This is a genomic window from Pseudomonas sp. TE6283 (genome assembly GCF_054060555.1).
The window spans coordinates 126,774-152,554 of sequence record NZ_JBSSDH010000008.1 but is presented as its reverse complement, the minus strand read 5'-3'; the positions used below and the strand labels follow the sequence as shown (position 1 = coordinate 152,554).

Sequence of the window (25,781 nt, the reverse complement as noted above, 5' to 3'; positions counted from 1 at the left end):
CCTGCGAACGCACTGTCAGTTGAGGCGCACGAATGGGGTGCTGGCAGCTGTCGGTATTTTCACCGATAATGGCGACCAGTATTTGGCGTCATAGCTTTGACGATTCCCTTCCAGTCGAAAAACGCAACATCCAGCAAGGAGTCCGGGATGCATGATGAAGGCAAGGTGGTGCCCCTGGCGGCCGCCATCGACCGGGGTGCGCGCGCGCCCTCGCCATGCCTTCCCGTGCTGCTCCTGCAGGTGCGCGACAAGGCCGCCCTGCAATTGCGCCAAGGCTTGCAGGCGTTGTTCGACAATGCCGATGACACCCTGTTCGAAATGGCCGACAAGGCCAGCGGCCGCCTCGACCAGAACCTGTATTTCGAAGCCATGCGCGACTTGCGCCTCAAGCGCAAGAGTATCGAGCGGGGCTTCCTCGACACGTTCTACGAGGCCTTCGCCCGCATCGGCCAGGGCGACGGGCTCGAGTCCCTGGTCAGGGCGCAGACGCAGGACAAGCCGTCGCTGGAGCGCTCGGTGGCCGTGCAGGCCATGGTCGACCGGGTGCTCTCCCGCGACGGCTTTCTGCTTGAGCAACTGAATCTGCGCTTCACCACGCTGCTGGAGCTGCCGGTGGCCAGCGCAAGCAATCCCCTGGGGCCCGGCAACCTGTGTGGCTATTTCCTGGATGCCGGGCGCAACCTGGGAGTCGGCGCCAGCGTCAAGATGGTGTTGCTCAAACTGTTCGAGCGCTACGTGCTGCGCGACCTCGACCTGCTCTACGGCGAGGCGAGCCAGTTGCTCGCCAGCGCCGGCGTGCTGCCGGAGCTGATGCCCGCCCCGCGGCGCCGCGCCGAGGACCGCCGCAGCATCGCCCGGCGCGTCCCGACCAGCCCGGCGCAGGGCGGCTTGTCCGACTCGGCCGGGCAGGCTTTCTTCGCCTCGGTGCAGGCGTTGCTGGCGCCGGTGCGTGGGCGTGTCGCGCCGCGGCTGCAGGCGGCCGGATCCGCGCAGCCGACCAGCACCGGCGACCTGCTGCGCCTGCTCACCCACCTGCAGCACTATGTGCCGGCTCCCGGCGAGCCGGATGACTTCAACCTCGGTCAGCAACTCGAGCAGCTGTTGCTGCGTGTCAGCGTGCGCAGCGGCACGCGGCGACGCATAGCCACCGACGACGAGGACACGATCAACCTGGTCGACCTGCTGTTCGACTACATCCAGGGCGACGACAACCTGCCGGCCAGCCTCCGGGCGCTGATCGTCCGCCTGCATATCCCGGTGCTCAAGGTCGCGCTGATCGACAAGGGCATGTTCAGCCGTGCCAGCCACCCGGCGCGCCGCCTGCTCAACGAGATCGCCGCCGTGGCCATCGGCTGGGAGAGCGATGCCGAGGGACTGCGCGACAACCTGCACCTGCGGGTCGAGCGTATTGTCCAGCGCCTGCTCAATGATTTCTCCGACGACTGCGCGGTATTCAACGAGCTGCTCGATGAGTTTCTGGCCTTCAGCCAGGACGAGCGCCGACGCAACGAACTGCTCGAGCAGCGCACCCGTGACGCCGAGGAGGGCCGTGCCCGCACCCTGCAGGCCCGCCAGCGGGTGCAGCAGGAGTTGAACGACCGCCTGCACGGCCGGGTGCTGCCGCAGGTGGTGGTGCAGATGCTGGTGCAGTCCTGGAGCCAGGTGCTGCTGCTGGCCTGGCTGAAGCAGGGCGAGGGCTCGGCGGCCTGGGCCGACGCCTTGGCGACGGTGGACGACCTGCTGGTCAGTATTGCCCCGTACCGTGAACCGCAGCGCCTGCTGGAGCAGGTGCCGGGCCTGCTCAAGGCCCTGCGCGACGGCCTGGCGGGGGTAGTGCTGGACTCCGCCGCCACCCGTGATTTCTTCCTGCAACTGGAGAAACTGCACCTGCGTGCCTGCGGTGGCACGCAGGAGCCGGATGCCGCGCTGGACGAGGTGTGGATTGAGGACGATATCGTGCTGGCGGTCAGCGACGAGTCCGCCCTTGCCCCTGGCCTGCCTTTCGACGATCAGGAGCCGGCATTGCGCCAGGTGCAACGCTTGCAGGTCGGTACCTGGGTCGAAGTGATGGACGACGACGAGCCGCTGCGTTGTAAGCTGGTGGCGCGCATCGACAGCAATGATCGCCTGGTCTTCACCAACCGCACCGGCATGAAAGTGCGTGAATGGAATCGCATGGGCCTGGCCCTGGCCTTGCGTCGTGGCGAGGTGCGCCTGCTGGACGGCGGCCTGCTGTTCGAGCGGGCGCTGGAGGCGGTGCTGGAGCAGTTGCGCGGACAGCAGGCGCAGTAACGCTGACTTTCCCTACACAATCATTTACATGCAAGCGTCGGCTGGTCACGGCATACTGGGTACCTGTCTCGGGCGTCATTTCAGGATCTGCACCATGCAATTGGACCGTGCGACCGGCTGGTTCACCGGCGTCAGCCACTGCCCCTCGCCGAACTTCAACGCCCGCCCCGACGGCGAGGCCATCGCGCTGCTGGTCATCCACAACATCAGCCTGCCACCGGCCTGCTTCGGTACCGGCAAGGTGCAGCAGTTCTTCCAGAACCGCCTGGACCCGAACGAGCACCCCTATTTCGCGACCATCAACCACCTGACCGTTTCGGCGCACCTGTTCGTCGAGCGCGATGGCGCGGTGACCCAGTTCGTCTCGTTGCTCGACCGCGCCTGGCATGCCGGCGTGTCGCGCTTCGGCGAGCGCGAGGGCTGCAACGATTTTTCCATCGGCATCGAGCTGGAGGGCACCGACGAGCTGCCCTACACCGATGCCCAGTACGCCACCCTGGAGCGGCTGACCCGCGAGATCCGTGCGGCCTGGCCGGTGATCGACGCCCAGCGCATCTGTGGCCACAGCGATATCGCCCCGCAGCGCAAGACCGATCCGGGGCCTGCCTTCGACTGGCCGCGCTACCGGGCCGCGCTGCAATGCAACGAGGACAAGGCATGAGTTTTCTGGTGTTGGTGCTGGCGCTGTGGGTCGAGAAGTTCTCGGCCCTGCGCCAGCGGTTGCAACGCGACGGCTTCTACCTGGGCGAACTGGTGCGCCTGGAGCGCAGCGGCAAGGTCCATCCCTGGTGGACGCTGGGCATCCTGGTCCTGGCGCCGGTGGCGCTGCTCGTGCTGCTGCTGCATGTGCTGGAACCGGTGGCCTACGGCTTGCTGGCGTTGCCGGTGCACCTGCTGGTGCTGGTCTACAGCCTGGGGCGCGGCGATGTGAAGGCGGCGCTCGGGCCGTTTCGCGACGCCTGGCGCCGCGGTGACGACCAGGCCGCGCTGCATGTGGCCGAACGCGACCTGGGGCTGGCCGCCGACGATGCCCAGAGCCTGATCAAGCGGGTTCAGGGTCACCTGCTGTGGCAGGCCTACCAGAGCTTCTTCGCGGTGATCTTCTGGTATTTCCTGCTCGGCCCGGGGGCGGCGCTGGCCTACCGCCTGCTGGCGCTGACCATGGACCACAGCCGCCAGCCGGCGCTGCAGACCCTGGCCGGGCAATTGCGCCATGCCATGGACTGGTTGCCGGTTCGGGTGATGACGGTGAGTTTCGCCCTGGTCGGCAACTTCGTCGCGGTGACCCGGGTGATGTTGCACGAGCTGCTCGACTGGCACGTCAGCGCCGGGCACCTGGTAGCCAAGGTCGGCCGGGTGGCCGACGATATTCCCGAGGAGGAGGACCGCCAGCGTGGCCTGGAGCGCCTGGACAGCCTTTGGGAGCTGCTGCTGCGTTGCGCCGTGCTGTGGTATGCCTGCTTCGCGCTGTGGACCGTGCTGGTCTGAGTCGTTCATCAACATGTTGGTTGCTTAACCATAAGTTACAAACCTTGATTCCAATCTGCGCTATACAAAGCCACTGGCCCTAGATGGCTTTGTGCTACCCCGCAGAACAACAAGAATTCAAGGAGGTGACCTGTGAAGCGTCTGCTCTATCCGGCCATCGCACTGATGAACCGGCTGAGCTTCGGCATGAAGTTCAGCCTGATCAGCGTCCTGTTCTTCCTGCCCATGCTGGTCACCAGCTTTTACCTGGTCCGCGATGCCTACAACCAACTGCAGGCCACCCGTGGCGAACTCCAGGGGCTGGCGCCGCTGTCCGAGAGCCTGGCCCTGCGCGGCGACCTCGAGACCTTGGGCAACCTGCTGCAGATCAACGCCGTGCTGGGCCAATCGGGCCAGGCCGGCGATGTGGAAAGCCGCATCGGTGCCCTTCAGGACAAGGTCCAGGCCCGGCTCGAGGGTCTCAAGGGCAGCGATCCGGCGCTCGAAGCCAAGCGTGCCGAGCTGGCCGAGGCCTTTGCCCGCGCCCGTGAGGAAAGCTCGCTGCAAAACAAGGCGGCGCTGTTCGACAAGCTGCTGGCCCAGGCCCAGGTGCTGGGCAAGCTGGTCGCCAGCCAGTCGGGCTTGAACCAGGACAGCCAGGCTTCGGTGCGCCAGCTGAGCGAGCTGGTCGGCAACGCCACGGCGCAGGTCACCCAGGTCCTGGGCGAAGGCCGGGCGATGGGCGCGGTGGCCCTCGGTCGCGGCTTCATGGATTCCTCGGGCAGCGCGCGCTTCGAAGACCTGCTGCAGCGCCTTGAGCGGCTGTCTGCCGACTATGCCATCCGTCTCGACGACGTCCTTGCCAGCGATGCCGGGCTCAAGGCCGCGCTGGCCAGCGATGCCCAGGCCAGCCAGGCCACGGTCAAGCAGGCCGCGACCCTGTTCGAGGACCAGGTGGTGGTGGCCGAGACCCTGGATGCGCCCTGGAGCGGCTTCTACCAGCAGACCAGCGACCTGATGGCGCAGACCTACCGCTTCAACGACGCTGTCCTCGCCCACCTGCATGGCCAGCTGGAAGAGCGCCTGGGCGAGCACCGCCTGCGTACGACCGCGTTGGTCGCGGCCCTGGCCATGGTGTTCGCGCTGATCCTCTACCTCTACGGCGGCTTCTACGTCTCCACCCGGGAAACCCTCGGCAACCTGGGCAACGCCATGGACAAGGTCGCCGCCGGCGACATGACCATCAGCTTCAAGGCCAACAGCCAGGACGAACTGGGCGAGCTGGGGCGTGGCTTCAACGAGACGGTGCGGCGCATTCGCGGGCTGATCGAGCAGGTCGGCAAGACCGTGACCACGGTCGAGGAACAGGCCGGGCAGGTGCTGTCGGTGTCGAGCCGCAGCAACCAGGCGGTCAGCGGCCAGCGCGAGCAGATCGAGCAGGTGGCCACGGCCATGAACCAGATGAGCGCCACCGCGCTGGAGGTCGCCCGCAGCGCCGCCCTGGCCGCCGAAGGCGCGCAGCGGGTCAACCACGAGAGCGCTTCGGGCCGCGACCTGGTGGCAAGCCAGCAGGGCAGCATCGCCCGCCTGGCCGGCGAGATCGACCAGAGCGTGGCGGCGGTGAACCAGCTGGCGGGCGACAGCCAGGCCATCGGCCGGGTGCTGGAAGTGATCCGCAGCATTGCCGAGCAGACCAACCTGCTGGCCCTCAACGCCGCCATCGAGGCAGCCCGGGCCGGCGAGCAGGGCAGGGGCTTCGCCGTGGTCGCCGACGAAGTGCGGACCTTGGCCAGGCGCACCCAGGACTCCACCGAAGAGATCGCGCAGATGATCCAGCGCCTGCAGGATGGCGTGGGCGCGGCGGTGCGGGTGATGGGCAGCAGCCACCAGATGGCCGCTGGCACCGTGGACGAGGCGCGCCAGGTGCAACAGGCCCTGGGCAACATCCTCGGCGCGGTGGGCGGGATCGTCGAGCAGAACCAGCAGATCGCCGCCGCCGTCGAGCAGCAGACTGCCGTGGCCCACGACATCGACCAGAACATCGTGGCGATCAACCGCGCGGCGCAGGACACCACCGAGGGCGCCTGCCAGACCGAGGACGCCAGCCGGGCGTTGTCGGCGCAGGTGGTGGAGCTCAAGCGGTTGATCGGGGCGTTCAGGGTGTGATCATGGCCGGCGCGAATCCGTGTCGGGTTTCCAGCCAAATACCTGGCAGGCATTGCGACTGCTGGCTTCGGCCAGTAGCTCTGGCCCGATCCCCATGACGCCGGCCAGCGCCCCGGCGATCTCGGGCAAGTGCTCGGGGCTGTTGCGCTGCCCCGGGAACATCGCCGGCGCCATGTCCGGCGCGTCGGTCTCCAGCACCACGCTGTCCAGCGGTAGCCGTGGCAGGGTCTTGCGCAGGCGCAATGCCTGCGGCCAGGTGCCGGCGCCGCCGAGTCCCAGCTTGAAGCCGAGCTTGATGTATTCCCGCGCCTCTTCGTAGCTGCCGGCAAAGGCATGGATGATCCCTGCCCGCGCCGGCTTGTAGCGTTTGAGCGTGGCGATCACCTGGGCGTGGCTGCGGCGCACGTGCAGCAGCGACGGCAGCTCGAATTCGCAGGCCAGTTGCAGCTGGGCCTCGAACAACGCCTGCTGGCGCGTCGGGTCCAGCTCGGGCAGGTAGAAATCCAGGCCGAACTCACCCACCGCGCACAGCCGCGGATCCCCGCGCAAGCGTTCCAGCCAGTCGCGCAGTTGCGCCAGGTGTCCGGGACGGTGCTGCTCGAGGTAGATCGGGTGCAGCCCCAGCGCCGCGTACACGCCTTGGTTGGCGCAGGCCAGGTCCCAGACCCGCTGGAAGTTGTCCTGGTACACCCCCAGCACCACCATGCGCTCCACCCCGCGCGCCGCCGCGTTGGCCAGCAGGCGCGGGCGGTCGGCGTCGAAATCGGGGAAGTCGAGGTGGGTGTGGGTGTCGATCAGGCGCATGTTCAGGCCTTGGCGATCCGTTGCTTGAAGGTGCGGCCGATGGCGTGCACACCGGGCTCGTAGCGCTTGTCCTCGATGGCGGCCAGGGCCAGTTCCAGCGCGGTGGCGGCGATCAGGCCGTGCTGCTGGGCCATCGCATTGACCGGCAGCGGCAGGAAGTCGAGCAACTGGTTGTCGCCGAAGGTGCCCAGTTGCAGCTCACGGGAATCCTCAGGGCGCGCCTGGAGGGTGTCGAACACGCCCTGCAGCAGCACGTAGGAGGTGGTCACCAGGGCATCCGGCAGACCGCCCAGTTCGTCGATCAGTTGCTGCATCAGGCGCTGGCCGCATTCACGGCTGAAGGCCTCGCCCTGGTAGCGCCGCACGTCGCCGTCGAAGCCTTGCAGGGCCTCGTCGAAGCCACCGGCGCGGGCCTGGCTCACCGACAGCTCGGGGCGGGCGCCGATCAGGGCGATGCTGCGCGGGCGGGTTTTCAAAAGGCTCTGGGCCAGCTGGCGGCTGGCGTCGCGGTCGTCGCTGATCACCGAGCAGAAATGCGCCGGGTCCAGGCGTCGGTCAATGGCGATCACCGGCAGGCCCTTGGCCTGCAGCTCGCGGTAGCTGTCGTCCTCCGGCGGCAGGCAGCTGGCGACGAACAGCGCATCGCAGCGGCGGGCGCGGAACAGCTGCTGCAACTGGCGTTCGCTGTCGGGCTGGTCGTCGCTGCTGGCGATCAGCAGCTGGTAGCCACGGGCACGGGCACCTTGCTCCAGTTGCTTGGCGATGCGGGCGTAGCTGGGGTTCTCCAGATCCGGGAGAATGAAGCCCAGGGTGCGCGTGTGGCGGCTGCGCAGGCCGGCGGCCTGGGGGTTGGGCGTGAAGCCGTGGGCCTCGACCACCGCACGCACGCGCTCGACGGTGCTGTTGCTGATGCGCTGCTGTTCGGCCTTGCCATTGATGACGTAGCTGGCGGTGGTCACGGACACACCGGCCAGACGGGCGATATCGCTGAGTTTCACCGAATTTTCCTTGTTGTTTCCGGGACTGGCCACGGGGCTTGACCGGCTAGTTTCACCCATCCGCGGGCCCGCGCGCAGACGACCATTGTCGCAATTGTCCGACAGGATGGGGCTTTTTCGTTGGCAGATTATCGAGTAACGTGGCCGCCTGGTCAGATTAAACGTTTCAGCAAGGCGAAATTTCCTGCCTGGAAATGTGTATTCGCCCGTTGCGCTGATCGTTTTGGCGGCTTTTGCCGTCGAATTCCACAACAATACCTCGGTAGCCAACAGGGCTGCCGCAAAAGGAGAGGGTCATGCTCGAGCTTGCCGTGGAGCAGATTGCCATGGGCCAGCGTGCCGCCGACAAGGGCGAGGCACTGGCGTTGCTGGCCGATCGACTGGTTGCCGATGGCCTGGTCGCCGAGGGCTACCTGGCGGGGCTGCAGGCCCGGGAGGCGCAGGGCTCGACCTTCCTCGGCCAGGGTATCGCCATCCCCCACGGCACGCCGCAGACCCGCGAGCGGGTGTACGCCACCGGTGTGCGCCTGCTGCAGTTCCCCGATGGCGTGGACTGGGGTGACGGCCAGATCGTCTACCTGGCCATCGGCATCGCCGCCCGCTCAGATGAACACCTGCGTCTGCTGCAGTTGCTGACCCGTGCCTTGGGCGAAACCGACCTGGCCGAGGCGCTGCGCCGGGCCAGCTCCGCCGAGGCGCTGCTCAAACTGCTGCAGGGCGCGCCGCGCGCGCTGGCGCTGGATGCCCAACTGGTCGGCCTCAACCTGGCGGCGGAAGATTTCGACGAGCTGGCCTGGCGCGGCGCCCGCCTGTTGCAACGCGGCGGCTGTGCCGACAGCGGGTTTGCCGCCGTGCTGCAGCAGACCGAGCCGCTGCCGCTGGGCGAAGGCCTGTGGTGGCTGCACAGTGAACGGGAAGTGCGTCAACCGGGCCTGGCTTTCGTCACCCCACAACAGCCACTGCGCTACCGCGACCAGCCCCTCAATGGCCTGTTTTGCCTGGCCAGCCTCGGCGCCGCCCACCAGGCCTTGCTCGAGCGCCTGTGCGAGGTGCTGATCGAGGGCCGTGGGCAGATGCTCTACCAGGCCACCAGCAGCCGCGCCGTGCTCGAAGTGCTCGGCGGCGAGGCGCCCGCCGACTGGCCCAGCGCCCGGGTGGTGCTGGCCAACGCCCATGGCCTGCATGCGCGTCCGGCCAAGGTGCTGGCGCAGTTGGCCAAGGGCTTCGAGGGCGAGATCCGCATCCGTCTGCACGATAGCGCCCAGCCCGCCGTCTCGGTGAAGAGCCTGAGCAAGCTGCTGAGCCTCGGCGCTCGCCGTGGCCAGGTGCTGGAACTGATCGCCGAACCTGGCGTTGCCGCCGATGCCTTGCCGGTGCTGCTGGCCGCCATCGAGCAGGGGTTGGGCGAGGAGGTCGAGCCCTTGCCGCAAACGGCAGCTGTGGAGCAGCCACCCATCGAAACCCTCCAGGCTCCGGCGCCCGGCAGCACCCTGCAGGGTGTCGCGGCCGCGCCGGGCATTGCCAGTGGCCCGGCCCATGTGTGCGTCGAGCGCGAGATCGACTACCCGCTGCGCGGCGAATCGCCGGGCCAGGAACGCACCCGGTTGCGAGTGGCCATCGACAAGGTGCACGCCGACCTGCAGGCCCTGGTGCAACGCAGCGACAAGGCCATCGGCGAAATCTTCGTCACCCACCAGGAAATGCTGGCCGATCCGGCCCTGACCGATGACGTCGAGGTACGCCTGGCCCAGGGCGAGAGCGCCGCCGCCGCATGGATGGCGGTGATCGAGAGCGCCGCCCGCCAGCAGGAGGCGCTGCACGACGCGCTGCTGGCCGAGCGCGCCGCCGACCTGCGGGATATCGGTCGCCGTGTGTTGGCCCAGTTGTGTGGCGTGCAGGCGGTGGTCGAGCCCGAGCAGCCCTACGTGCTGGTGATGGCCGAGGTGGGCCCGTCCGATGTGGCGCGCCTGGACCCGGCGCGGGTCGCCGGCATCGTCACCGCCCAGGGCGGCGCCACGGCCCACAGCGCCATCGTCGCCCGGGCGCTGGGCATCCCGGCGGTGGTCGGGGCCGGCGCAGCCGTGCTGCTGCTGGAGAACGGCACGCCACTGCTGCTCGATGGCCAGCGCGGGCAGGTCGAGGTCGCGCCGCCCGAGGCCCGCTTGCAAAGGGCGCTGGCCGAGCGTGATGCCCGCGAGCGGCGCTTGCAGATCGCCTGGGCCAACCGCCATGAGCCGGCCCTGACCCGCGACGGCCACGCCGTCGAAGTGTTCGCCAACATCGGCGAAAGCAGCGGCATAGGCAAAGTCGTCGAGCAGGGCGCCGAAGGCGTCGGCCTGCTGCGCACCGAGCTGATTTTCATGGCCCACCCGCAACTGCCCGATGTGGCCACCCAGGAGGCCGAGTACCGCCGGGTGCTCGACGGCCTGGGCGGGCGCCCACTGGTGGTGCGTACCCTTGATGTGGGCGGCGACAAGCCCTTGCCGTACTGGCCGATCGCGACGGAAGAGAACCCGTTCCTCGGCGTGCGCGGCGTGCGCCTGACCCTGCAACGCCCGCAAGTGATGGAAGACCAGCTGCGGGCCCTGCTGCGCGCAGCGGACAATCGCCCGCTGCGCATCATGTTCCCCATGGTCGGCCAGCTCCATGAATGGCGTGCCGCCAAGGCCATGGTCGAGCGGCTGCGCCAGGAGGTTCCGGTGGCCGACCTGCAGGTGGGCATCATGGTCGAGGTACCGTCGGCCGCCCTGCTGGCGCCGCAGTTGGCCCGCGAGGTGGACTTCTTCAGCATCGGCACCAACGACCTGACCCAGTACACCCTGGCCATCGACCGTGGCCACCCGAGCCTCTCGGCCCAGGCCGACGGCCTGCACCCGGCGGTGCTCAACCTGATCGACATGACCGTGCGCGCCGCCCATGCCCAGGGCAAGTGGGTGGGCGTGTGCGGCGAACTGGCGGCCGATCCGCAGGCCGTCCCCGTGCTGCTGGGCCTGGAGGTGGACGAACTGAGCGTCGCCGCCCGCAGCATTCCTGAAGTCAAGGCACTGGTGCGCCAGGCCGACCTTTCGACGGCCCGCGCCCTGGCGCGCGAGGCCCTGCAACAAGACAGCGCCGAGGCAGTCCGGGCGCTGGTGGAGCGTTACTGATGGCCAAGATCCTCACCCTCACCCTCAACCCGGCGCTGGATATCACCATCAGCCTCGAGCGCCTGCGCCCCGGCGCGGTCAACCGCAGCCTGGCCCAGCACAGCCATGCCGCCGGCAAGGGGCTGAACGTCGCCCAGGTGCTGGCCGACCTGGGCCACAGCGTGACCGTCGGCGGTTTTCTCGGGCTCGACAACCTGGCGCCGTTCGAGGCGCTGATCGCCTGGCGTGGGTTCGCCGACTGCTTCGTCCGCGTGCCCGGCGAGACCCGCAGCAACATCAAGCTGGTCGAGGCCGATGGCCAGGTCACCGATATCAACGGGCCGGGGCCGCAGGTCGACGAGGCCGCCCGCGACGCCTTGCTGCGCCGCCTGGCCGAGGTGGCCCCGGGGCATGACGCCGTGGTGGTGGCCGGCAGCCTGCCGCGGGGGATCAGCCCCGAATGGCTGCGCGAGTTGCTGCTGATGCTCAAGTCGCATGGATTGAAGGTGGCCCTGGACAGCAGCGGCGAAGCCTTGCGTGCCGGCCTCGAGGCCGCGCCCTGGCTGGTCAAGCCCAACACCGAGGAGCTGGGCGAGGTGCTTGGGCAGCCCGTGCTTGACCCGGCCGGCCGGCGCGCCGCTGCGCAGCGCTTGCTGGCCAGCGGTGTCGAGCATGTGGTGGTGTCCCAGGGCGAGCAGGGCGTGACCTGGTTCGCCACCGGCCTGGCGCTGCATGCGCAGCCGTCGAAGGTGCACATCGCCAGCACCGTCGGCGCCGGTGATTCGCTGGTCGCCGGCATGGTCCATGGCCTGCTCCAGGCCGAGGCGCCCGCCGCCACCTTGCGCCGTGCCACCGCCATCGCCGCCCAGGCGGTCACCCAGGTTGGTTTTGGTATCCAGGACCGCGAGCAACTGGCCCGCCTGGAGGCCGCCGTGCACCTGGCAGAACAACAAGAAGAGGGTTGCTGATGAACATTGCCATTGTCACCGCCTGCCCCAACGGGCAGGTGTCCAGCGTGCTCAGCGCCCGCCTGCTGGCCGCCGCGGCCCAGCGTCGGGGCTGGAGCACCAGTGTCGAGGTGCAGGATGCCGGGCACCCCGAGCGCCGCCTGACCACGGCGCAGATTGCACAGGCCGACTGGGTGCTGGTGGTCAGCACCGGGGCGGTGGACCTGGCGCGCTTCGCGGGCAAGCGCGTGTACCAGAGCACGCCGGCCCAGGCACTGGCGGACCGCGAGGGGTTTCTTGACCAAGCCGCCGCCGAGGCTCGGGTGCACGAGGCGGCAGCGGCTCCACAGGGCAGCGCGCCGAAAATCGTCGCGGTGACCGCCTGTCCGACCGGCGTGGCCCATACCTTCATGGCCGCCGAAGCGCTGCAACAGGCGGCGCAGGCCATGGGCTACCAGCTCACCGTGGAGACCCAGGGCTCGGTCGGCGCGCGTAACCCGCTGCCGGCCGAGGCCATCGCCGAGGCCGACGTGGTGCTGTTGGCCGCCGATATCGAAGTGCCGGCTGCGCGTTTCGCCGGCAAGCGCATCTACCGCTGCGGTACCGGCATCGCCCTCAAGCAGTCTCGTGCCACGCTGGACAAGGCACTGGCCGAGGGCAAGGTAGAGACTGCGGGGGATGCGCCTGGCGCGGTGCAGCAGGCCGAGAAGACTGGCGTCTACAAACACCTGCTGACCGGGGTGTCGTTCATGCTGCCGATGGTGGTGGCCGGCGGCCTGCTGATCGCGCTGTCGTTCGTGTTCGGCATCGAGGCCTACAAGGAGCCCGGTACGTTGCCCGCCGCGCTGATGCAGATCGGCGGCGAGGCGGCGTTCAAGCTGATGGTGCCTCTGCTCGCCGGCTACATCGCCTGGTCCATCGCCGACCGCCCGGGCCTGGCGCCCGGGATGATCGGCGGCCTGCTGGCGAGCACGCTGGGGGCGGGGTTCATCGGCGGCATCGTCGCCGGCTTCCTGGCCGGCTACAGCGCCAAGGCCATCGCCCGCTGGGTGCGCCTGCCCAGCAGCCTCGACGCACTAAAGCCGATCCTCATCATCCCGCTGCTGGCCAGTCTGTTCACCGGCCTGGTGATGATCTACGTGGTTGGCCAGCCCGTGGCCGCCATGCTTGAAGGGCTGACCCACTTCCTCGACAGCATGGGCACCACCAACGCGATTCTGCTCGGGCTGCTGCTCGGCGGCATGATGTGTGTCGACCTGGGCGGACCGATCAACAAGGCCGCCTATGCGTTCTCGGTAGGGCTGCTGGCGTCGTCGAGCTATGCGCCGATGGCCGCGACCATGGCCGCCGGCATGGTGCCGCCGATCGGCCTGGGCATTGCCACCTTTCTGGCCCGGCGCAAATTTGCCCAGAGCGAGCGCGAGGCCGGCAAGGCCGCGCTGGCGCTGGGGCTGTGTTTCATCTCTGAAGGGGCGATTCCGTTCGCCGCCAAGGATCCGTTGCGGGTGATCCCGGCGAGCATCGCCGGTGGCGCGCTGACCGGGGCCTTGTCGATGTACTTCGGCTGCAAGCTGATGGCGCCCCATGGCGGCCTGTTCGTGCTGCTGATCCCCAATGCGATCAACCATGCGCTGCTGTACCTGCTGGCGATCGTGGCCGGCAGCCTGCTGACGGCGGTGGTGTATGCCGTGATCAAGAAGAGCGAACAGGTGGAGATGGTGGTGGCGCCCGCCAAGGGGTAGGTACGCCCGCCCGGGCCCTGTGCTGTCCCTGTAGGAGCGGCCGTCACCCCCGGGGCTTGCCCCGCAACGGTTTCAGCAGATCACCCAACCCGTTGTGGTCGATCTCATGCATCAACGCCAGCAACCCGCCCAGCTCTCCGGGCGGGAAGCCCTTGCGGGCGAACCACGCCAGGTAGTCGCCCGGCAGGTCAGCGATGATACGGCCCTGGTACTTGCCGAAGGGCATGGTGCGGGTGACCAGCAGTTGCAGGGATTCAGGTTTCATCGGGCATCGGCCTGTGGCGGGTTGAGCGCGGACCATACTGCAAACTGCACGACGACCCAAGCGGCGATCATGCAGAACGCCGTTTTCAGACTTTTGATTGTTTGTTTTAACTATTTGATTTTTATAGTTATTTTCCTGTTTATCAGCCTGGCACGAAGTCTGCTCCGGTAAAGGTGACTATCACCTGCCAAGGAGTTTGTTGCCATGAGCAATTCCAACAAAGACACGATTGACGTACTCAACGACCTGATCGAGTACAGCAAGGATGGTGAGAAAGGCTTCAAGACCTCCGCCGACGATGTGAAGAATCCCGAGCTCAAAGCCTTCTTCGTGCAGCGCGCCAGCGAGTGCGCCAGTGCCGCCGCCGAGCTGCAGAGCGAAGTGCGCCGGCTGGGTGGTGACCCGGAGACCAGCACCAGCATCAGCGGCGACCTGCACCGTGGCTGGGTCAACCTCAAGTCAATGGTCACCGGCAAGGACGAAGAGGCGGTGCTCAACGAGGTGGAGCGCGGTGAAGACCATGCGCTCAAAGCCTACAAAGAGGCCCGTGAGAAGCTGGTCAAGCTGGGGCGCTCGGTCAATGACCAGAGCTATAAACTGGTAGAGACGCAATTGCAGGGTGTGCAGCGTAATCATGACCAGGTGAAGGCGTTGCGTAACGCGGCTCGCGCCCGGTCTTGAGATCTTTGGGGCCGCTCTGCGGCCCTTTTCTGATTTGACTGGAACATCGTGGGAGCGGGCTTGCCCCGCGATGCAGTGTATGGCACCGGCTTCGCCGGTGATCGCGGGGCAAGCCCGCTCCCACGCTAACCCAGTTGGATCAAAGAATTACATTCAGGCCTGAGGCCCTTCCACCCGATTCCTGCCATTGGCCTTGGCGCGGTACAACGCCTCATCCGCATCGGCCAACAGCGCTGACAGATCCTGCGCGGTGCCCGGTACATGCAGGCCGATCCCCACACTGACCGTCACTGATCGTTCATCATCGCCAAACGGCGGCATCGCCTCGACGCTGGCGCGAATGCGCTCGGCCAGCAGCCGTGCACCCGCCAGGCCGGTCTCCGGCAACACCACCTGGAACTCCTCCCCGCCATAGCGCGCCGCCAGGTCCGCCGGGCGCCGGATGCACAGCTCCAGGGTCGTTGCCACCTCGCGCAGCACATGGTCGCCGCCAGCATGGCCGTGGCGTTGGTTGAATGCCTTGAAGTGATCCACATCCACCATCAGCACCGCCAGTGGTTTGCGGTTTCGCTGCGCCCGCGCCCATTCCTGACGCAGCACCTGATCCAGGCGGCGGCGGTTGGCAAGGCCCGTGAGGCTGTCGGTGGCGGCGAGGGTGGCCAGGCCTTGCTCGGCATCGTGGCGACGGCGCAGTTCACGACCCAGCAGCAGGGTCAGCCAGAGGATGCCGATGCACAGCACGCCGGTGGCTACGCTGACCACGATCGCGGTGCGCCGCCACGACTGGAACACCTCGTCGGCCGAGTGCGCCACCAGCACGATCAGCGGCAGGTCGGCGACCCGGGCGAAGGTGTAGATACGCAGGCCTTCATAGACCGTCGAGCGGGCGGTGAAGCTGCCGCTGCGCTCCTCGAGGATGCGCTTGAAGTTGGGGCGCTCGCTGAAGCTGGTGCCGATCAACGGATCCTGCGGCCGGGTCGGCTGGCGCGCCAGTAGCTGGCCGTCGGTGTTGAGCAGGTTGATGCTGCTGTCCACGCCGATGTCCAGGCGCTGGAACAGTTCGTTGAAGTAGGACAGGCGCAGGGCCCCGGCGGCCAGGCCCTGGAATTCGCCGTTGGCGCCGGAGATGCGCCGGCTGAAGCTGATGCACCAGTCCAGGTCGCCCAGACGCGCCTTGAACGGCGGGCTGATCAGCAGGCCCAGGCCCGGACGGTCGCGGTGGGCCTGGAAGGCCACGGTGTCGGCGAAGTTGGCCTGGCGCGGCACCGCGCTGGTGGAGTCGCCGAGCACGTCGCCCTTGGCGTCGAGCCAGAGGATGTCGCCGCGCACCGGGGCGGAGAAGGCCTGGTTGAAGAGGATCTGCTGGCGCAGCTTGGCGGGCACGTTGAGCAGCTCGGGGTGCTGCACGGCCCAGATCAGGCCCTTGAGCGACTGGTCGTAGAGTTCGACGTTGCGCAGGATGTCGCTTTCGATCAGTTGCACGATGTTGCTCGACGAGCGCATCGCCGACTGCTCGACGCTGTCGCGCTCGCGGGCCAGCAGGTAGCTGACAATGGCCACGATGGCGAGCACGGCAAGGCAGCTGCCCAGGTTGAGGACCAGCTCGGGGTGTGACTTGTACAGGGCGGATCGTGGTGATCGGGTGGGCAACGTCATGCTCGCAACTGCATAAGCCCCGGGATCCATGGGGAGTGGGCCGGAAAGCGGCGGCGGTATTTTAGGCAAGGCGGGATTGTCGGACAAGATCAAAGCTGATTTGGCCGACGGAAATGATTCAGTGGGTGTTTTTTTTGGGGTATCAGAGGCCGCTTTGCGGCCTATCGCCGGCAAGCCGGTTCCCACGAGATGTACGACATTTCCGAATCTGAGACCAAATGCTTCAGTCGGGCTGAGCTTGGGACCTATCCTACGCGTCTGCCGGAAGGGTCTGGATAGGCCGGGAAATACATCAGGGCTAAGGTCGTCGGGTCGCCAGATTTGGTGACCGGGTGTGAGAACCTGACGATATGTCTTTCGGCCACTTCAATGGCAGCCGTGTTCGGGCAGACCTCTGGTCTGGCCGGGTTTCATGTCCTCGGTTTCTCACCCCGTGCACGGTTGCCACCTAATCCCGTGAGAAAGGTTCAAGTGGCGATTTCTTCAATCGACATGAGCGATTCGGAATGAAAAAGCTAGTACCTGACCCACCCATCCCTTACATCTCCATCATCGACCACCTGCCGCTGGCCGAAGTCTGGGAGCATGCCGCCGTCCTGATGACCATGATGACCCGTACCTGCGACGTCTACATGGCCTTTCCCGTGGATGAGCGTCCCGAGATCCTGGTGGATAACATTTCCATCCTCAGCCGGCTGCTGAGCTGCCTGATGGCCCACGCCAGGTCGCTGGAGGTGCAGCCATGAGCGAGCAGCCCGAACCTTGTACCACTGCTGGCGTTTCGACGTTGCTGGAGTGTTTTCGTGTTGAGCCCGATGTGCCTTTCAGCCTGGCGTTCAACGAACTGTCGGTGCTGCAGGGTTGCATCCTGCACCTGACCACGGAGGCGGAAATGGAAGGGGATTTGAAAGCGGGGAGTGCGGCGCGGATTCTCAGCGCCATGGCCAAGGCGCTGATCAATGACCTGGAGATCGGCTTGAACCGTAGCCGTTGAAGCAGTGAGCGCTGTTCATGTGGGAGCGGCCTTGTGTCGCGAAAGGGCCGCAAAGCGGCCCCAGGTTCTGGGCCGTGATGCAGAGATTGCTGGGGCTGCTCTGCAGCCCTTTCGCGACACAAGGCCGCTCCCACAGGGGGGCTGCGTTAGAACACGTTCAACGGATAATCCACGATCACGCGGAATTCGTCATTGTCCTGGATGTCCGAGTACGCCGCGTTGGCCCGGTGCGTGGCATAGCGCAGCAGCACCGACAGGTCCTTCAGCTGGCCTTGCTGGAACACGTACTTCACGTCGAAGTCGCGCTCCCAGTGCCGGGCATTCTCGCCGTCGGCGTTATAGAAGGCGTAGTACTGGGTGTCCTGGCTGGCCTTGGTCAGGTCGGCCTTGCCACGCGAGTACGACAGCGAGGTGCTCAGGCCCGGCATGCCGAGGCCGGCGAAGTCATAGTCGTACTGCAGTTTCCAGGAACGCTCGTTCGGTGCGTTGAAGTCCGAGTACATGCGCGAGTTGTCGAGGAAGATGCTGTCGCCCAGGTTGATGTAGTCGAACGGCGTGTCGCCGTTGACCCGCTGGTAGGCGGCGGTGACGCTGTGGTACCCGGCGGCCACGGTGAAGTGCACGCTCCAGGTGTTGTTGTCGATGTCGCCCAGCTTCGACTGGCCGGTGTCCTGGGTGTGGTAGAAGTGCACGCCCGGGTTCAGGCTGACCAGGTCGTTGACCTGGTAGGTGTAGTCGAAGTCGGCGTAGTACTGGTTCCAGATGTCCTTCAGCTCGGCGGCGTAGATGTTGGCGGTGACGCCTTCGGTGCCGCTCCAGGACGCACCGGCCCAGCTCAGGTTCTGGCTGTCCTGCTCGGGCGTCTGGTTGCTGTAGTAGGTGTTGATGCGGCGGTGGCCGCTCTGGTTGTACGGCTTGGTGAAGCTGACCTTGCCGCCTTCGAGCATCAGCCCGTCGATGCTGCGGTTGGTCACGGCGACGCCGCGGAAGGTCTGCGGCAGCATGCGGCTTTCGCCACCGGCGATCACCGGGTTGGTGAGGAACAGGTCACCGGCCTTGAACTCGGTGTCGAAGCCCTTGAGCTTGATCGCGCCGCCGGCGGTGGAGAAGGCATGGCGTGCCTTGTCTTCTGGCGCGCTCGGCAGGATCGAAGTGCCGGCACGACCGCCGCCGCCGTCCAGCTTCAGGCCGACCATGGCGTGGGCGTCGAGGCCGAAGCCGATCACGCCGGGCGTGTAGCCGGACTCGAAGCGGGCGACGGCGCCCTGGCCCCACTCGCGCTTGTCCTTGATCGAGGCATTCTTCTCGTTGCGGTTGAAGTAGGCATTTCTGAAATGCAGGTTCAGCGTGGAACCCTCGATGAAGCCATCAGCCTTGGCTTCATCGGCCTGTGCGGCCATGGGCATCGTTGCGGCCAATGCAACGAACAGCGGGGTGAAACGAAACGCAAAAGACACCGGTACAAACTCCTTTGGTCAAGCGATGGGGCAGTTTTTTATTGTCGTGTCTGCAAGTTCTTATTAGAGACGTAACAGCCAGGCTGATATTTTCGACGCATAAAAAAAGCCGCTGAAAGGCAGCGGCTTTGAAAGGCTAACATATCGTCACGGGCACTGCCCATGGTGTAGCCAAGGGAAAACTGGAAACCGGCGTGGGGCCGATCAGCTGTCGGCATCGGTGTCGACAGAGACTTTGGAAGCGGTCTGCCGTGCGTCTTTTACCGCATCGGCCTGTTGCGCGGCGTAGGCTTCGCGAGCCTCTTGGTGAACTGCGGCAAATTCTGCGTTACGGGCGACGAAGGCCGGGGATTCTTCCGCCATGGCCAGGGGCGACAACAACAGGGAAGACAGGACGAACACGCTGGCAATACCCATACTGTTGGACATTTGATGCAACCTTCTTGCGCGGCAAGTGCTAATGGAGACAGGGCTAAAGTTAGTCCTGTAAACAGCGGGGAAACAGAGGCTGTTCAGATAAGCACTGTTGCGCAAAAAGTAATGATCGCGGCAAAAATACTCAGACTTTTACCGCAAACCCGCGTAGTTGAGCGTTCGGCAGGTTGATACCGAAGGTATTGGCCCCGGCTTCGCTGTGCACGAAAACACTGCCGCCGTGCATCAGGGCGATCGCCTTGACGATGGCCAGGCCCAGTCCGTGGTTGCCGCCGCTGCTGTTGGCGCGGGCCGCATCCACCCGGTAGAAGCGCTCGAACAGCATCGGCAGGTGCTCGTCGGCAATTGCCGGCCCCGGGTTGCTCACCGCGATGCTGACCTGTTCCTCGCCCGCCTCGATGCGCACCTGGATCACCTGGTGCGGCGCGGTGTGCTGCACGGCGTTGTTGAGCAAGTTGATCAGCGCCCGGCGCAGCTGGGCCTTTTCGAAGCAGGCTTGGGCGTCGCCGCTGACGCTGACGCTGACCTGGGCGTCCTCGAGGATGTAGTCGAGGTAGTCGAGGGTGGTGGCCACTTCCTCGGCCAGTGAGGCGCTGGTCAGCGAGGTGGCCTTGCTGCCCTGGTCGGCACTGGCCAGGAACAACATGTCGTTGATGATGCTGCGCAGGCGCTCCAGCTCCTCGAGGTTCGATTGCAGCACCTCGAAGTAGTGCTCGGCGCTGCGCCCGCGGGTCAGGGCGACCTGGGTCTGGCCGATCAGGTTGGTCAGCGGCGAGCGCAGTTCGTGGGCGACGTCGGCGTTGAAGGCCTCGAGTTGCGAATAGGCCTGGCTGACCCGGTCGAGGGCGGCGTTGAAGGCACCGGCGAACTGCGCCAGCTCCGGCGGCAGATCGCGGGTCTGCAGGCGGCCATCCAGGCGTGGCGGGGCCAGGGCCTGGGCCTCGTCCGACAGCGCCAGCAGGGGCTTGAGGCCGATGCGCGCGACCCAGTAGCCGAGCAGCGAGGCCAGCAGCACGCCGAAGGCGGCCAGGCCGACGATGGCCAACAGCAGGCTGTGCTGGGCCTGCCAGAAGGTCTCGGTGTCGATGCCGATCAGAAAGCGCAGCGGCGGGCGCTCACCCAGCGCCGGCAGTTCGCTGACCAGCACCTTGTACGGGTAGGGGCTGTCGCTCAGGCGCAGGTCGCGCATGCCCGGCGCGCCCTCGGCGAAGCCGCGCACCTGCTCGGTGGGATGGCCGTACTCGAAGGCCGGGTTGCTGCTCACCACCCAGAAACGGATGCGTCGGTCTTCCTCGCTGAGCAGGTTGAGCTTGTTGTTGATCTTGGTCCAGTGCTCGGGGGTGCCGTAGCGGTTGAGGGTGGATTCGAGCACGCTGAAGCGCGCGTCCAGTTCGGCGGCCGGCAGCAGATCGAGGCTGCGGTCGACCTGGCGGTACAGGGCGCTGCCGATCAGCACGAACACGGCCAGGGCCACCAGGGTGAACAGGGCCGAGAGGCGCAGGGCAATGGAGTTGCCGGGTTTGCTTCGGAGAAGGGTCATGGGCTGTCGCACCCTGGGGCTGCTCTGCAGCCCTTTCGCGACACAAGGCCGCTCCCACAAGAGACCGCGAGCCCCTGTGGGAGCGGCCTTGCGCCGCGAAAGGGGCGCGCAGCGCCCCCCGGGCTATCCACGGTGCTCCAGGACATAACCCATGCCTCGAATGGTATGCAGCAGCTTGTTGTCGAACGGCCCGTCGAGCTTGGCGCGCAGGCGCTTGATGGCCACCTCGACGACATTGGCGTCGCTGTCGAAATTGATGTCCCAGACCAGCTCGGCGATGGCTGTCTTGGACAGGATCTCGCCCTGGCGCCGGGCCAGCACGCTGAGTAGCGAGAACTCCTTGGCGGTGAGATCCAGGCGCGACCCCGCGCGAGTGGCCTTGCGCGCCATCAGGTCGATCCACAGGTCCGCCACCTGGATCTGCAAGGGCTCATGAATGGCGCTGCGTCGCGTCAAGGCCTGCAGGCGGGCGACCAGTTCGAGGAACGAAAACGGCTTGCCCAAGTAGTCGTCGGCACCTTCGCGCAGGCCATGGATACGGTCCTCGACCCGCTCACGGGCGGTCAGCATGATCACCGGCGTCTGCTTGCGCGCCCGCAGTGCGCGCAGCACGCCGTAGCCATCCAGGCCCGGCAGCATCACGTCGAGCACGATCACCGCGTAGTCGCCTTCCAGGGCCAGGTGCAGGCCGTCGATGCCGTCGCGGGCCAGGTCGACGGTGAAGCCCTGCTCGGTGAGGCCGCGATGCAGGTAGTCGGCGGTTTTCTCTTCGTCTTCGATGATCAGCACACGCATGGTCTTGTCTCAACTGGCGGTCGGCGCGGGGGCGGCAGCGGCCCGGCGGCGGTGGAACAGGCGCTCCAGGGCCAAGTATATGACCGGGGTGGTGAACAGCGTCAGCGCCTGGCTTACCAGCAGGCCGCCGACCACGGCGATGCCCAGCGGCTGGCGCAGTTCGGCGCCGGTGCCGAAGCCGAACATCAGCGGCACCGCGCCGAGCAGCGCGGCCAGGGTGGTCATGATGATCGGACGGAAGCGCACCAGGCATGCCTGGCGAATCGCCTGCTCGGGCGTCATGCCCTGGTGGCGCTGGGCGTCGAGGGCGAAGTCGATGAGCAGGATGCCGTTCTTCTTGACGATGCCGATCAGCAGCACCACGCCGATCAGGCCCATGATGGTGAAGTCCTGGCCCATCAGCCACAGCAGGATCAGCGCGCCCAGGCCCGCCGAGGGCAGGGTGGAGATGATGGTCAGCGGGTGCACGAAGCTCTCGTAGAGCACGCCGAGGATGATGTACACCGCCACCAGCGCGGCGAGGATCAGGTACGGCTGGCTCGACAGCGAGCTCTGGAACGCCTGGGCCGCGCCCTGGAAGTTGCCGGCGATGGAGTCGGGCATGCCCAGCTCGCGCTGGGTGCGTTCGAGGATCTGCACCGCTTCGCCCAGGGCCACGCCGGGAGCCAGGTTGAACGACAGGTTGGCCGCTGGGAACAGGCCGTCGTGGCTGATCGACAGGGGGCCGGTGCTGGGCGGCGCGACATGGGCCAGGGCCGACAGCGGCACCATCTCGCCGGACAGCGGCGAGCGCAGGTAGAAGTAGTTGAGGCTCTCGGCCTTGCCACGCTGGCGGGCGTCCAGCTCGAGGATCACCTTGTACTGGTTGGTCTCGGTCTGGAACTCGCTGATTTGTCGCTGGCCGAAGGCGTCGTACAGCGCCTGGTCGACGTCGGTGGTGGTCAGGCCGAAGCGCGCCGCGGCCTGGCGGTCGATGTCGATGCGGGTGACGCTGGCGCCCAGCTGCAGGTCGTTGGACAGGTCGCGAAACGCCGGGTTTTCGCGCAGGCGCCCGGTCAGGCGCTGGGTCCACAGGTTCAGCGCCACGCCGTCGTTGCTCTTGAGCACGTACTGGTACTGGGTGCGCGAGGGACCGGAGCTGAGGTTGATGTCCTGCCCGGCGCGCAGGTACAGGACGATGCCGGGGATCTGCATCAGTCTCGGGCGCATGCGGTCGATCCACTCACTGGCCGAGACGTCGCGTTCGCCACGGGGCTTGAGGGAGATCCAGAAGCGGCCGTTGGCGATGGTCTGGTTGCTGCCGGTGACGCCGACCGAGTGGGAGAAGGCGCGCACCGCAGGGTCGGCCTCGATGATCTTTGCCAGGGCCTGGTGTTTCTCGATCATCGCCGGGTAGGAGACATCCGCCGCCGCCTCGGTGGTGCCGAGGATGAAGCCGGTGTCCTGCAATGGGAAGAAGCCCTTGGGGATGGCCACGTAGCCGGCCACCGCCAGCGCCAGGGTCAGGCCGAACACGCCGAGGGTGACGCGCCGGTGCGCCAGGGCCCGGTCCAGGCCCTTTTCGTACCAGCGCACCAGGCGCTGGCCGAGGCCGCCGTGCTGCTCCTCGGGCGGGCGGCGCATGCACAGCGCGGCCAGGGTCGGCGCCAGGGTCAGCGAGACCACCACCGAAATCAGGATGGTCGCGGTGGCGGTCAGGGCGAACTCCTTGAACAGCCGGCCGACCACGCCGCCCATGAACAGCAGGGGGATGAACGCGGCGATCAGCGAGAAGCTGATCGACACCACGGTGAAGCCGATCTCGCCGGCGCCCTTGAGCGCGGCGGTACGGCTGTCGTCGCCGGCCTCCAGGTGGCGGTGGATGTTCTCCACCACGACGATGGCGTCATCCACCACGAAGCCCACGGCGATGACGATGGCCACCAGGGTCAGGTTGTTGAGGCTGAAACCGAACACGTACATCAGCGCGCAACTGGCGATCAGCGACACGCCGAGCACGCTGGAGACGATGAAGGTCGCCGACCACTGGCGCAGGAACAGCGCCATCACCCCGATCACCAGGGCCACGGCGACCATCAGGGTCAGCTCCACCTCGTGCAGCGAGGCGCGGATGGTCTGGGTGCGGTCCTGCAGCACCGAGACATCGACCGCCGCCGGCAGCATCTCCTGCAAGCGCGGCAGGGCGTCGAGCACCCGGTCCACGGTGTCGACGATGTTGGCGCCGGGCTGGCGGAAGATCACCAGGTTGAGCCCCGGCCGGTCGCCGGACCAGGCCTTCACGTAGGCGTTCTCGGCGCCATCGATCACCTTGGCCACATCGGCCAGGTGTACCGGCGCGCCGTTGCGGTAGCTGACGATCAGCCTGGCGTAGTCCTCGGGGTGGAACAGCTGGTCGTTGGCGGCAAGGGTCGACACGCTGTGCTCGCCGTACAACGCACCCTTGGCCAGGTTGAGGCTGGTCTGCTGGATGGCCAGGCGGATGTCGGCCAGGGTCAGGCCGATGGCGGCGAGCTTCTCGGGCTGGGCCTGCACACGGATGGCCGGGCGCAGCTGGCCGGTGATGTTGATCAGGCCGACCCCGTCGATCTGGCTGAGCTGGCGGGCCAGCAGGGTCTCGGCGTAGTCGCTCAGTTGGTTGCCGGGCATCTGCGTCGAGCTGACGGTGAGGATCAGCACCGGGCTGTCGGCCGGGTTGACCTTGCGCCAGGTCGGCGGGCTGGGCATGTCCTGGGGCAGGCGCGCGGTGGCGGTGTTGATCGCCGCCTGGACTTCCTGGGCGGCGGTGTCGATGTTCTTGTCGAGGGTGAACTGCAGGATCAGGTTGGTCGAGCCCAGGGCGCTGCTGCTGGTCATCTGGGTCATGCCGGGGATGGCGCTGAACTGCACCTCCAGGGGCGTCGCCACCGACGAGGCCATGGTTTCCGGGCTGGCGCCGGGCAACTGGGCGGTGACCTGGATGGTCGGGAAGTCGGCCTCGGGCAGGGGCGCCACCGGCAGGCGCGGGAAGGCGATGGCGCCCAGCAGCACCAGGGCGAAGGTCAGCAGCAGGGTGGCGATGGGGTGGTCGATGCACCAGGCCGAGACGCCGTTGCGGGTGTTCATGGGTGGCTCCTGCGGTCGGCCATCTCCGCCGGGCCGGGGGCGTCGGGCGTGACCTCGACGGTGCTGCCGGGCTTGAGCCGCGACTGGCCGTCCAGCACCAGACGGTCGCCGGCCTTGACCCCGGCGATGACGTTCAGCGTGCTGTCCTGGTACACCACCTTGATCGGCACGGCGCTGACCTTGTCGCCGTCCAGGCGGTAGACGAAGTGGCCGTCGAGGCTGCGTTGCACCACTGGCGGCGGCACCACCAGGGCGTCCTCGTCCACTGCCGTGCGCAGGCGCACGGTGACCAGCTGGCCGGGCCACAGGCGGCCGTCCTGGTTGTCGAACTCGGCCTTGACCCGCACCGTGCCGGTGGTGGCCGAGACCTGGTTGTCGATCAGCATCAGGTGGCCCCTGGCGAGCAGGCTGCGTTCGCCGTCGGCGTCCATGTACGCCTCGACCTCAGCGGGCGTGGGCGATTTCAGCAAGCTCTGCAGGACGGGGAGCTGCTGCTGGGGCAGGGCGAACTCCACGGCGATCGGGTCGATCTGGGTGACGCTGAACAGGCTCTGGGTGTCGCTGGTGCGCACCAGGTTGCCGGGGTCGACGTTGCGGATGCCGACGCGGCCGGTGACCGGCGAGCGGATCTGCGTATAGCTGAGCTGCACCGCTGCATTGTCGATGGCCGCCTGGTTGCCCTTGAGGGTCGCCTGCAACTGGTTTACCAGGGCTTGCTGCTGGTCGAGGGTCTGCTTCGACACGCCGTCGTCGGTGCTCAGCAGCTGGTAGCGCTTGAGGTTGACGTTGCCGACCTGCAACTGCGCCTGGGTCTGGCCGAGCTGGGCGCGGGCCTGGTCCAGGTTCGCGCGGATCGCCCGGTCGTCGAGGGTGGCCAGCAGGTCGCCCTGGCTGACCCACTGGCCTTCCTTGACCAACACCTGGGTCAGCACGCCCTCGACCTGGGGGCGGACCTCGACGCTGTGCAGCGACAGCACAGAGCCGATGGCGCTGAGGTAGCGCGGCACGTCCTGCTGGGCCACCGCAACCACCCGCACCGGGATCGCGCTGGCGGTACGGTTGGCCGGGGCCTCTTGGCGTACACCCAGCCAAGTGCCAACGGCGGCCAGCAGGACCAGGGCCAGGGCGGCGAGAACGAGGGAGCGGGACGGACGTCGCATCGGAGCGGGCACCTTGGCCAAGGGGCTGGGGAAAAGATTCGGCTATTGCAGGGTTATAGCGCGCCGAGCGGGTCGGCAGCGTGACGCCTGGCTGTCATGGCTGTCAGTTTCGGCGGGTTGATGGCCAAGTGCCAATACCCTGTCGTGGATCAATA

20 protein-coding genes and 1 pseudogene are annotated in these 25,781 nt (G+C 66.9%); 11 read left to right on the top strand and 10 right to left on the bottom strand.

Annotated elements, in window-relative coordinates; translation table 11 throughout:
• Positions 1 to 147 precede the first annotated feature (147 nt).
• The 5 genes and pseudogenes from ACVWZ5_RS13510 (at position 148) to ACVWZ5_RS13490 (ending at position 5,925) form a co-directional block, all read left to right on the top strand.
• Positions 148 to 2,292, top strand: coding sequence for a DUF1631 domain-containing protein (locus tag ACVWZ5_RS13510; RefSeq protein ID WP_062575122.1), 2,145 nt, complete (start codon positions 148 to 150; stop codon positions 2,290 to 2,292).
• A 94-nt stretch (positions 2,293 to 2,386) separates the two neighbouring features.
• Entirely contained in the window at positions 2,387 to 2,953 is a 567-nt protein-coding gene (ampD, locus tag ACVWZ5_RS13505; RefSeq protein WP_062575121.1) for a 1,6-anhydro-N-acetylmuramyl-L-alanine amidase AmpD, read from the top strand.
• Complete coding sequence (ampE, locus tag ACVWZ5_RS13500) at positions 2,950 to 3,780, top strand: regulatory signaling modulator protein AmpE (protein WP_084941644.1); 831 nt, start codon at positions 2,950 to 2,952, stop codon at positions 3,778 to 3,780. The genes ampD and ampE overlap by 4 nt, the downstream gene beginning before the upstream one ends.
• Before the next feature lie 165 nt (positions 3,781 to 3,945).
• A pseudogene (locus ACVWZ5_RS13495) lies at positions 3,946 to 5,067 on the top strand (HAMP domain-containing protein); the annotation flags it as partial.
• 144 nt (positions 5,068 to 5,211) lie between these two features.
• A complete protein-coding gene (locus ACVWZ5_RS13490) occupies positions 5,212 to 5,925 on the top strand; it encodes a methyl-accepting chemotaxis protein (RefSeq protein ID WP_374119878.1) in 714 nt (237 codons plus the stop codon).
• On the opposite strand, the gene ACVWZ5_RS13485 is transcribed toward ACVWZ5_RS13490, so the two are convergent.
• A complete protein-coding gene (locus tag ACVWZ5_RS13485) occupies positions 5,926 to 6,729 on the bottom strand; it encodes a TatD family hydrolase (protein ID WP_062575118.1) in 804 nt (267 codons plus the stop codon). It abuts the gene before it with no gap.
• Positions 6,730 to 6,731: 2 nt separating this feature from the next.
• Entirely contained in the window at positions 6,732 to 7,727 is a 996-nt protein-coding gene (cra, locus tag ACVWZ5_RS13480) for a catabolite repressor/activator (protein WP_028689822.1), read from the bottom strand.
• 296 nt (positions 7,728 to 8,023) lie between these two features.
• Here cra and ptsP point away from each other — a divergent pair, with 296 nt between their 5' ends.
• Genes ptsP through ACVWZ5_RS13465 form a run of 3 tightly spaced genes read left to right on the top strand, consistent with a single transcriptional unit; the run spans position 8,024 to position 13,541 of the window.
• Positions 8,024 to 10,873, top strand: a complete 2,850-nt coding sequence (gene ptsP, locus ACVWZ5_RS13475; protein ID WP_457340673.1) for a phosphoenolpyruvate--protein phosphotransferase — start codon at positions 8,024 to 8,026, stop codon at positions 10,871 to 10,873.
• Positions 10,873 to 11,820 carry a 1-phosphofructokinase gene (pfkB, locus tag ACVWZ5_RS13470; RefSeq protein WP_084941647.1) on the top strand — a complete coding sequence of 316 codons (948 nt, stop codon included), beginning with the start codon at positions 10,873 to 10,875 and terminating at the stop codon, positions 11,818 to 11,820. Before ptsP ends, pfkB begins: the two co-directional genes overlap by 1 nt.
• Entirely contained in the window at positions 11,820 to 13,541 is a 1,722-nt protein-coding gene (locus tag ACVWZ5_RS13465; RefSeq protein WP_084941648.1) for a PTS fructose-like transporter subunit IIB, read from the top strand. The genes pfkB and ACVWZ5_RS13465 overlap by 1 nt, the downstream gene beginning before the upstream one ends.
• Positions 13,542 to 13,584: 43 nt before the next feature.
• Here the strand turns inward: ACVWZ5_RS13465 and ACVWZ5_RS13460 are convergent, their stop codons facing one another.
• The gene (locus ACVWZ5_RS13460) at positions 13,585 to 13,806 is read right to left on the bottom strand and encodes a DUF3820 family protein (protein ID WP_050703784.1); all 222 of its coding nucleotides are present in this window, start codon (positions 13,804 to 13,806) and stop codon (positions 13,585 to 13,587) included.
• A gap of 204 nt (positions 13,807 to 14,010) precedes the next feature.
• Here ACVWZ5_RS13460 and ACVWZ5_RS13455 point away from each other — a divergent pair, with 204 nt between their 5' ends.
• A complete protein-coding gene (locus ACVWZ5_RS13455) occupies positions 14,011 to 14,487 on the top strand; it encodes a ferritin-like domain-containing protein (RefSeq protein ID WP_084941650.1) in 477 nt (158 codons plus the stop codon).
• 153 nt (positions 14,488 to 14,640) lie between these two features.
• Here the strand turns inward: ACVWZ5_RS13455 and ACVWZ5_RS13450 are convergent, their stop codons facing one another.
• Positions 14,641 to 16,137: a GGDEF domain-containing protein gene (locus ACVWZ5_RS13450; protein ID WP_084941702.1), complete on the bottom strand. Its 1,497-nt coding sequence runs from the start codon at positions 16,135 to 16,137 to the stop codon at positions 14,641 to 14,643.
• 512 nt (positions 16,138 to 16,649) lie between these two features.
• Between ACVWZ5_RS13450 and ACVWZ5_RS13445 the strand changes: the two genes are divergently transcribed.
• Together ACVWZ5_RS13445 and ACVWZ5_RS13440 are read left to right on the top strand one after the other, a co-directional pair.
• Positions 16,650 to 16,889 carry a hypothetical protein gene (locus tag ACVWZ5_RS13445; RefSeq protein ID WP_062575113.1) on the top strand — a complete coding sequence of 80 codons (240 nt, stop codon included), beginning with the start codon at positions 16,650 to 16,652 and terminating at the stop codon, positions 16,887 to 16,889.
• A complete protein-coding gene (locus ACVWZ5_RS13440; RefSeq protein WP_084941652.1) occupies positions 16,886 to 17,137 on the top strand; it encodes a DUF3077 domain-containing protein in 252 nt (83 codons plus the stop codon). The genes ACVWZ5_RS13445 and ACVWZ5_RS13440 overlap by 4 nt, the downstream gene beginning before the upstream one ends.
• A 146-nt stretch (positions 17,138 to 17,283) precedes the next feature.
• Here ACVWZ5_RS13440 and ACVWZ5_RS13435 read toward each other — a convergent pair whose 3' ends face one another.
• From ACVWZ5_RS13435 to ACVWZ5_RS13410, 6 genes are all read right to left on the bottom strand, one after another.
• On the bottom strand, positions 17,284 to 18,594 hold the full coding sequence (locus ACVWZ5_RS13435) for an OprD family porin (protein WP_143514895.1): 1,311 nt from the start codon (positions 18,592 to 18,594) through the stop codon (positions 17,284 to 17,286).
• A 204-nt stretch (positions 18,595 to 18,798) separates the two neighbouring features.
• Positions 18,799 to 19,023 carry a hypothetical protein gene (locus ACVWZ5_RS13430; protein WP_050703787.1) on the bottom strand — a complete coding sequence of 75 codons (225 nt, stop codon included), beginning with the start codon at positions 19,021 to 19,023 and terminating at the stop codon, positions 18,799 to 18,801.
• A 130-nt stretch (positions 19,024 to 19,153) separates the two neighbouring features.
• Positions 19,154 to 20,569 (bottom strand): heavy metal sensor histidine kinase, encoded by a 1,416-nt coding sequence (locus ACVWZ5_RS13425; RefSeq protein WP_084941654.1) that lies wholly within the window; start codon positions 20,567 to 20,569, stop codon positions 19,154 to 19,156.
• Between the two features lie 123 nt (positions 20,570 to 20,692).
• A complete protein-coding gene (locus ACVWZ5_RS13420) occupies positions 20,693 to 21,364 on the bottom strand; it encodes a heavy metal response regulator transcription factor (RefSeq protein ID WP_028689812.1) in 672 nt (223 codons plus the stop codon).
• Positions 21,365 to 21,373: 9 nt separating this feature from the next.
• On the bottom strand, positions 21,374 to 24,466 hold the full coding sequence (locus ACVWZ5_RS13415) for a multidrug efflux RND transporter permease subunit (RefSeq protein ID WP_084941656.1): 3,093 nt from the start codon (positions 24,464 to 24,466) through the stop codon (positions 21,374 to 21,376).
• Entirely contained in the window at positions 24,463 to 25,626 is a 1,164-nt protein-coding gene (locus ACVWZ5_RS13410; RefSeq protein ID WP_457340672.1) for an efflux RND transporter periplasmic adaptor subunit, read from the bottom strand. The genes ACVWZ5_RS13415 and ACVWZ5_RS13410 overlap by 4 nt, the downstream gene beginning before the upstream one ends.
• Positions 25,627 to 25,781: the final 155 nt, after the last annotated feature.

Coding starts and splice junctions, on each gene's coding strand:
- ACVWZ5_RS13420 (WP_028689812.1), bottom strand. CDS start 21,364: ATGCGTGTGCTGATCATCGAAGACGAAGAGAAAACCGCCGACTACCTG.
- pfkB (WP_084941647.1), top strand. CDS start 10,873: ATGGCCAAGATCCTCACCCTCACCCTCAACCCGGCGCTGGATATCACC.
- ACVWZ5_RS13460 (WP_050703784.1), bottom strand. CDS start 13,806: ATGAAACCTGAATCCCTGCAACTGCTGGTCACCCGCACCATGCCCTTC.
- ACVWZ5_RS13430 (WP_050703787.1), bottom strand. CDS start 19,023: ATGTCCAACAGTATGGGTATTGCCAGCGTGTTCGTCCTGTCTTCCCTG.
- ACVWZ5_RS13440 (WP_084941652.1), top strand. CDS start 16,886: ATGAGCGAGCAGCCCGAACCTTGTACCACTGCTGGCGTTTCGACGTTG.
- ampE (WP_084941644.1), top strand. CDS start 2,950: ATGAGTTTTCTGGTGTTGGTGCTGGCGCTGTGGGTCGAGAAGTTCTCG.
- ACVWZ5_RS13465 (WP_084941648.1), top strand. CDS start 11,820: ATGAACATTGCCATTGTCACCGCCTGCCCCAACGGGCAGGTGTCCAGC.
- ACVWZ5_RS13455 (WP_084941650.1), top strand. CDS start 14,011: ATGAGCAATTCCAACAAAGACACGATTGACGTACTCAACGACCTGATC.
- ACVWZ5_RS13425 (WP_084941654.1), bottom strand. CDS start 20,569: ATGACCCTTCTCCGAAGCAAACCCGGCAACTCCATTGCCCTGCGCCTC.
- ACVWZ5_RS13410 (WP_457340672.1), bottom strand. CDS start 25,626: ATGCGACGTCCGTCCCGCTCCCTCGTTCTCGCCGCCCTGGCCCTGGTC.
- ACVWZ5_RS13415 (WP_084941656.1), bottom strand. CDS start 24,466: ATGAACACCCGCAACGGCGTCTCGGCCTGGTGCATCGACCACCCCATC.
- ACVWZ5_RS13510 (WP_062575122.1), top strand. CDS start 148: ATGCATGATGAAGGCAAGGTGGTGCCCCTGGCGGCCGCCATCGACCGG.
- ACVWZ5_RS13445 (WP_062575113.1), top strand. CDS start 16,650: ATGAAAAAGCTAGTACCTGACCCACCCATCCCTTACATCTCCATCATC.
- ptsP (WP_457340673.1), top strand. CDS start 8,024: ATGCTCGAGCTTGCCGTGGAGCAGATTGCCATGGGCCAGCGTGCCGCC.
- ACVWZ5_RS13490 (WP_374119878.1), top strand. CDS start 5,212: ATGAACCAGATGAGCGCCACCGCGCTGGAGGTCGCCCGCAGCGCCGCC.
- ACVWZ5_RS13485 (WP_062575118.1), bottom strand. CDS start 6,729: ATGCGCCTGATCGACACCCACACCCACCTCGACTTCCCCGATTTCGAC.
- ampD (WP_062575121.1), top strand. CDS start 2,387: ATGCAATTGGACCGTGCGACCGGCTGGTTCACCGGCGTCAGCCACTGC.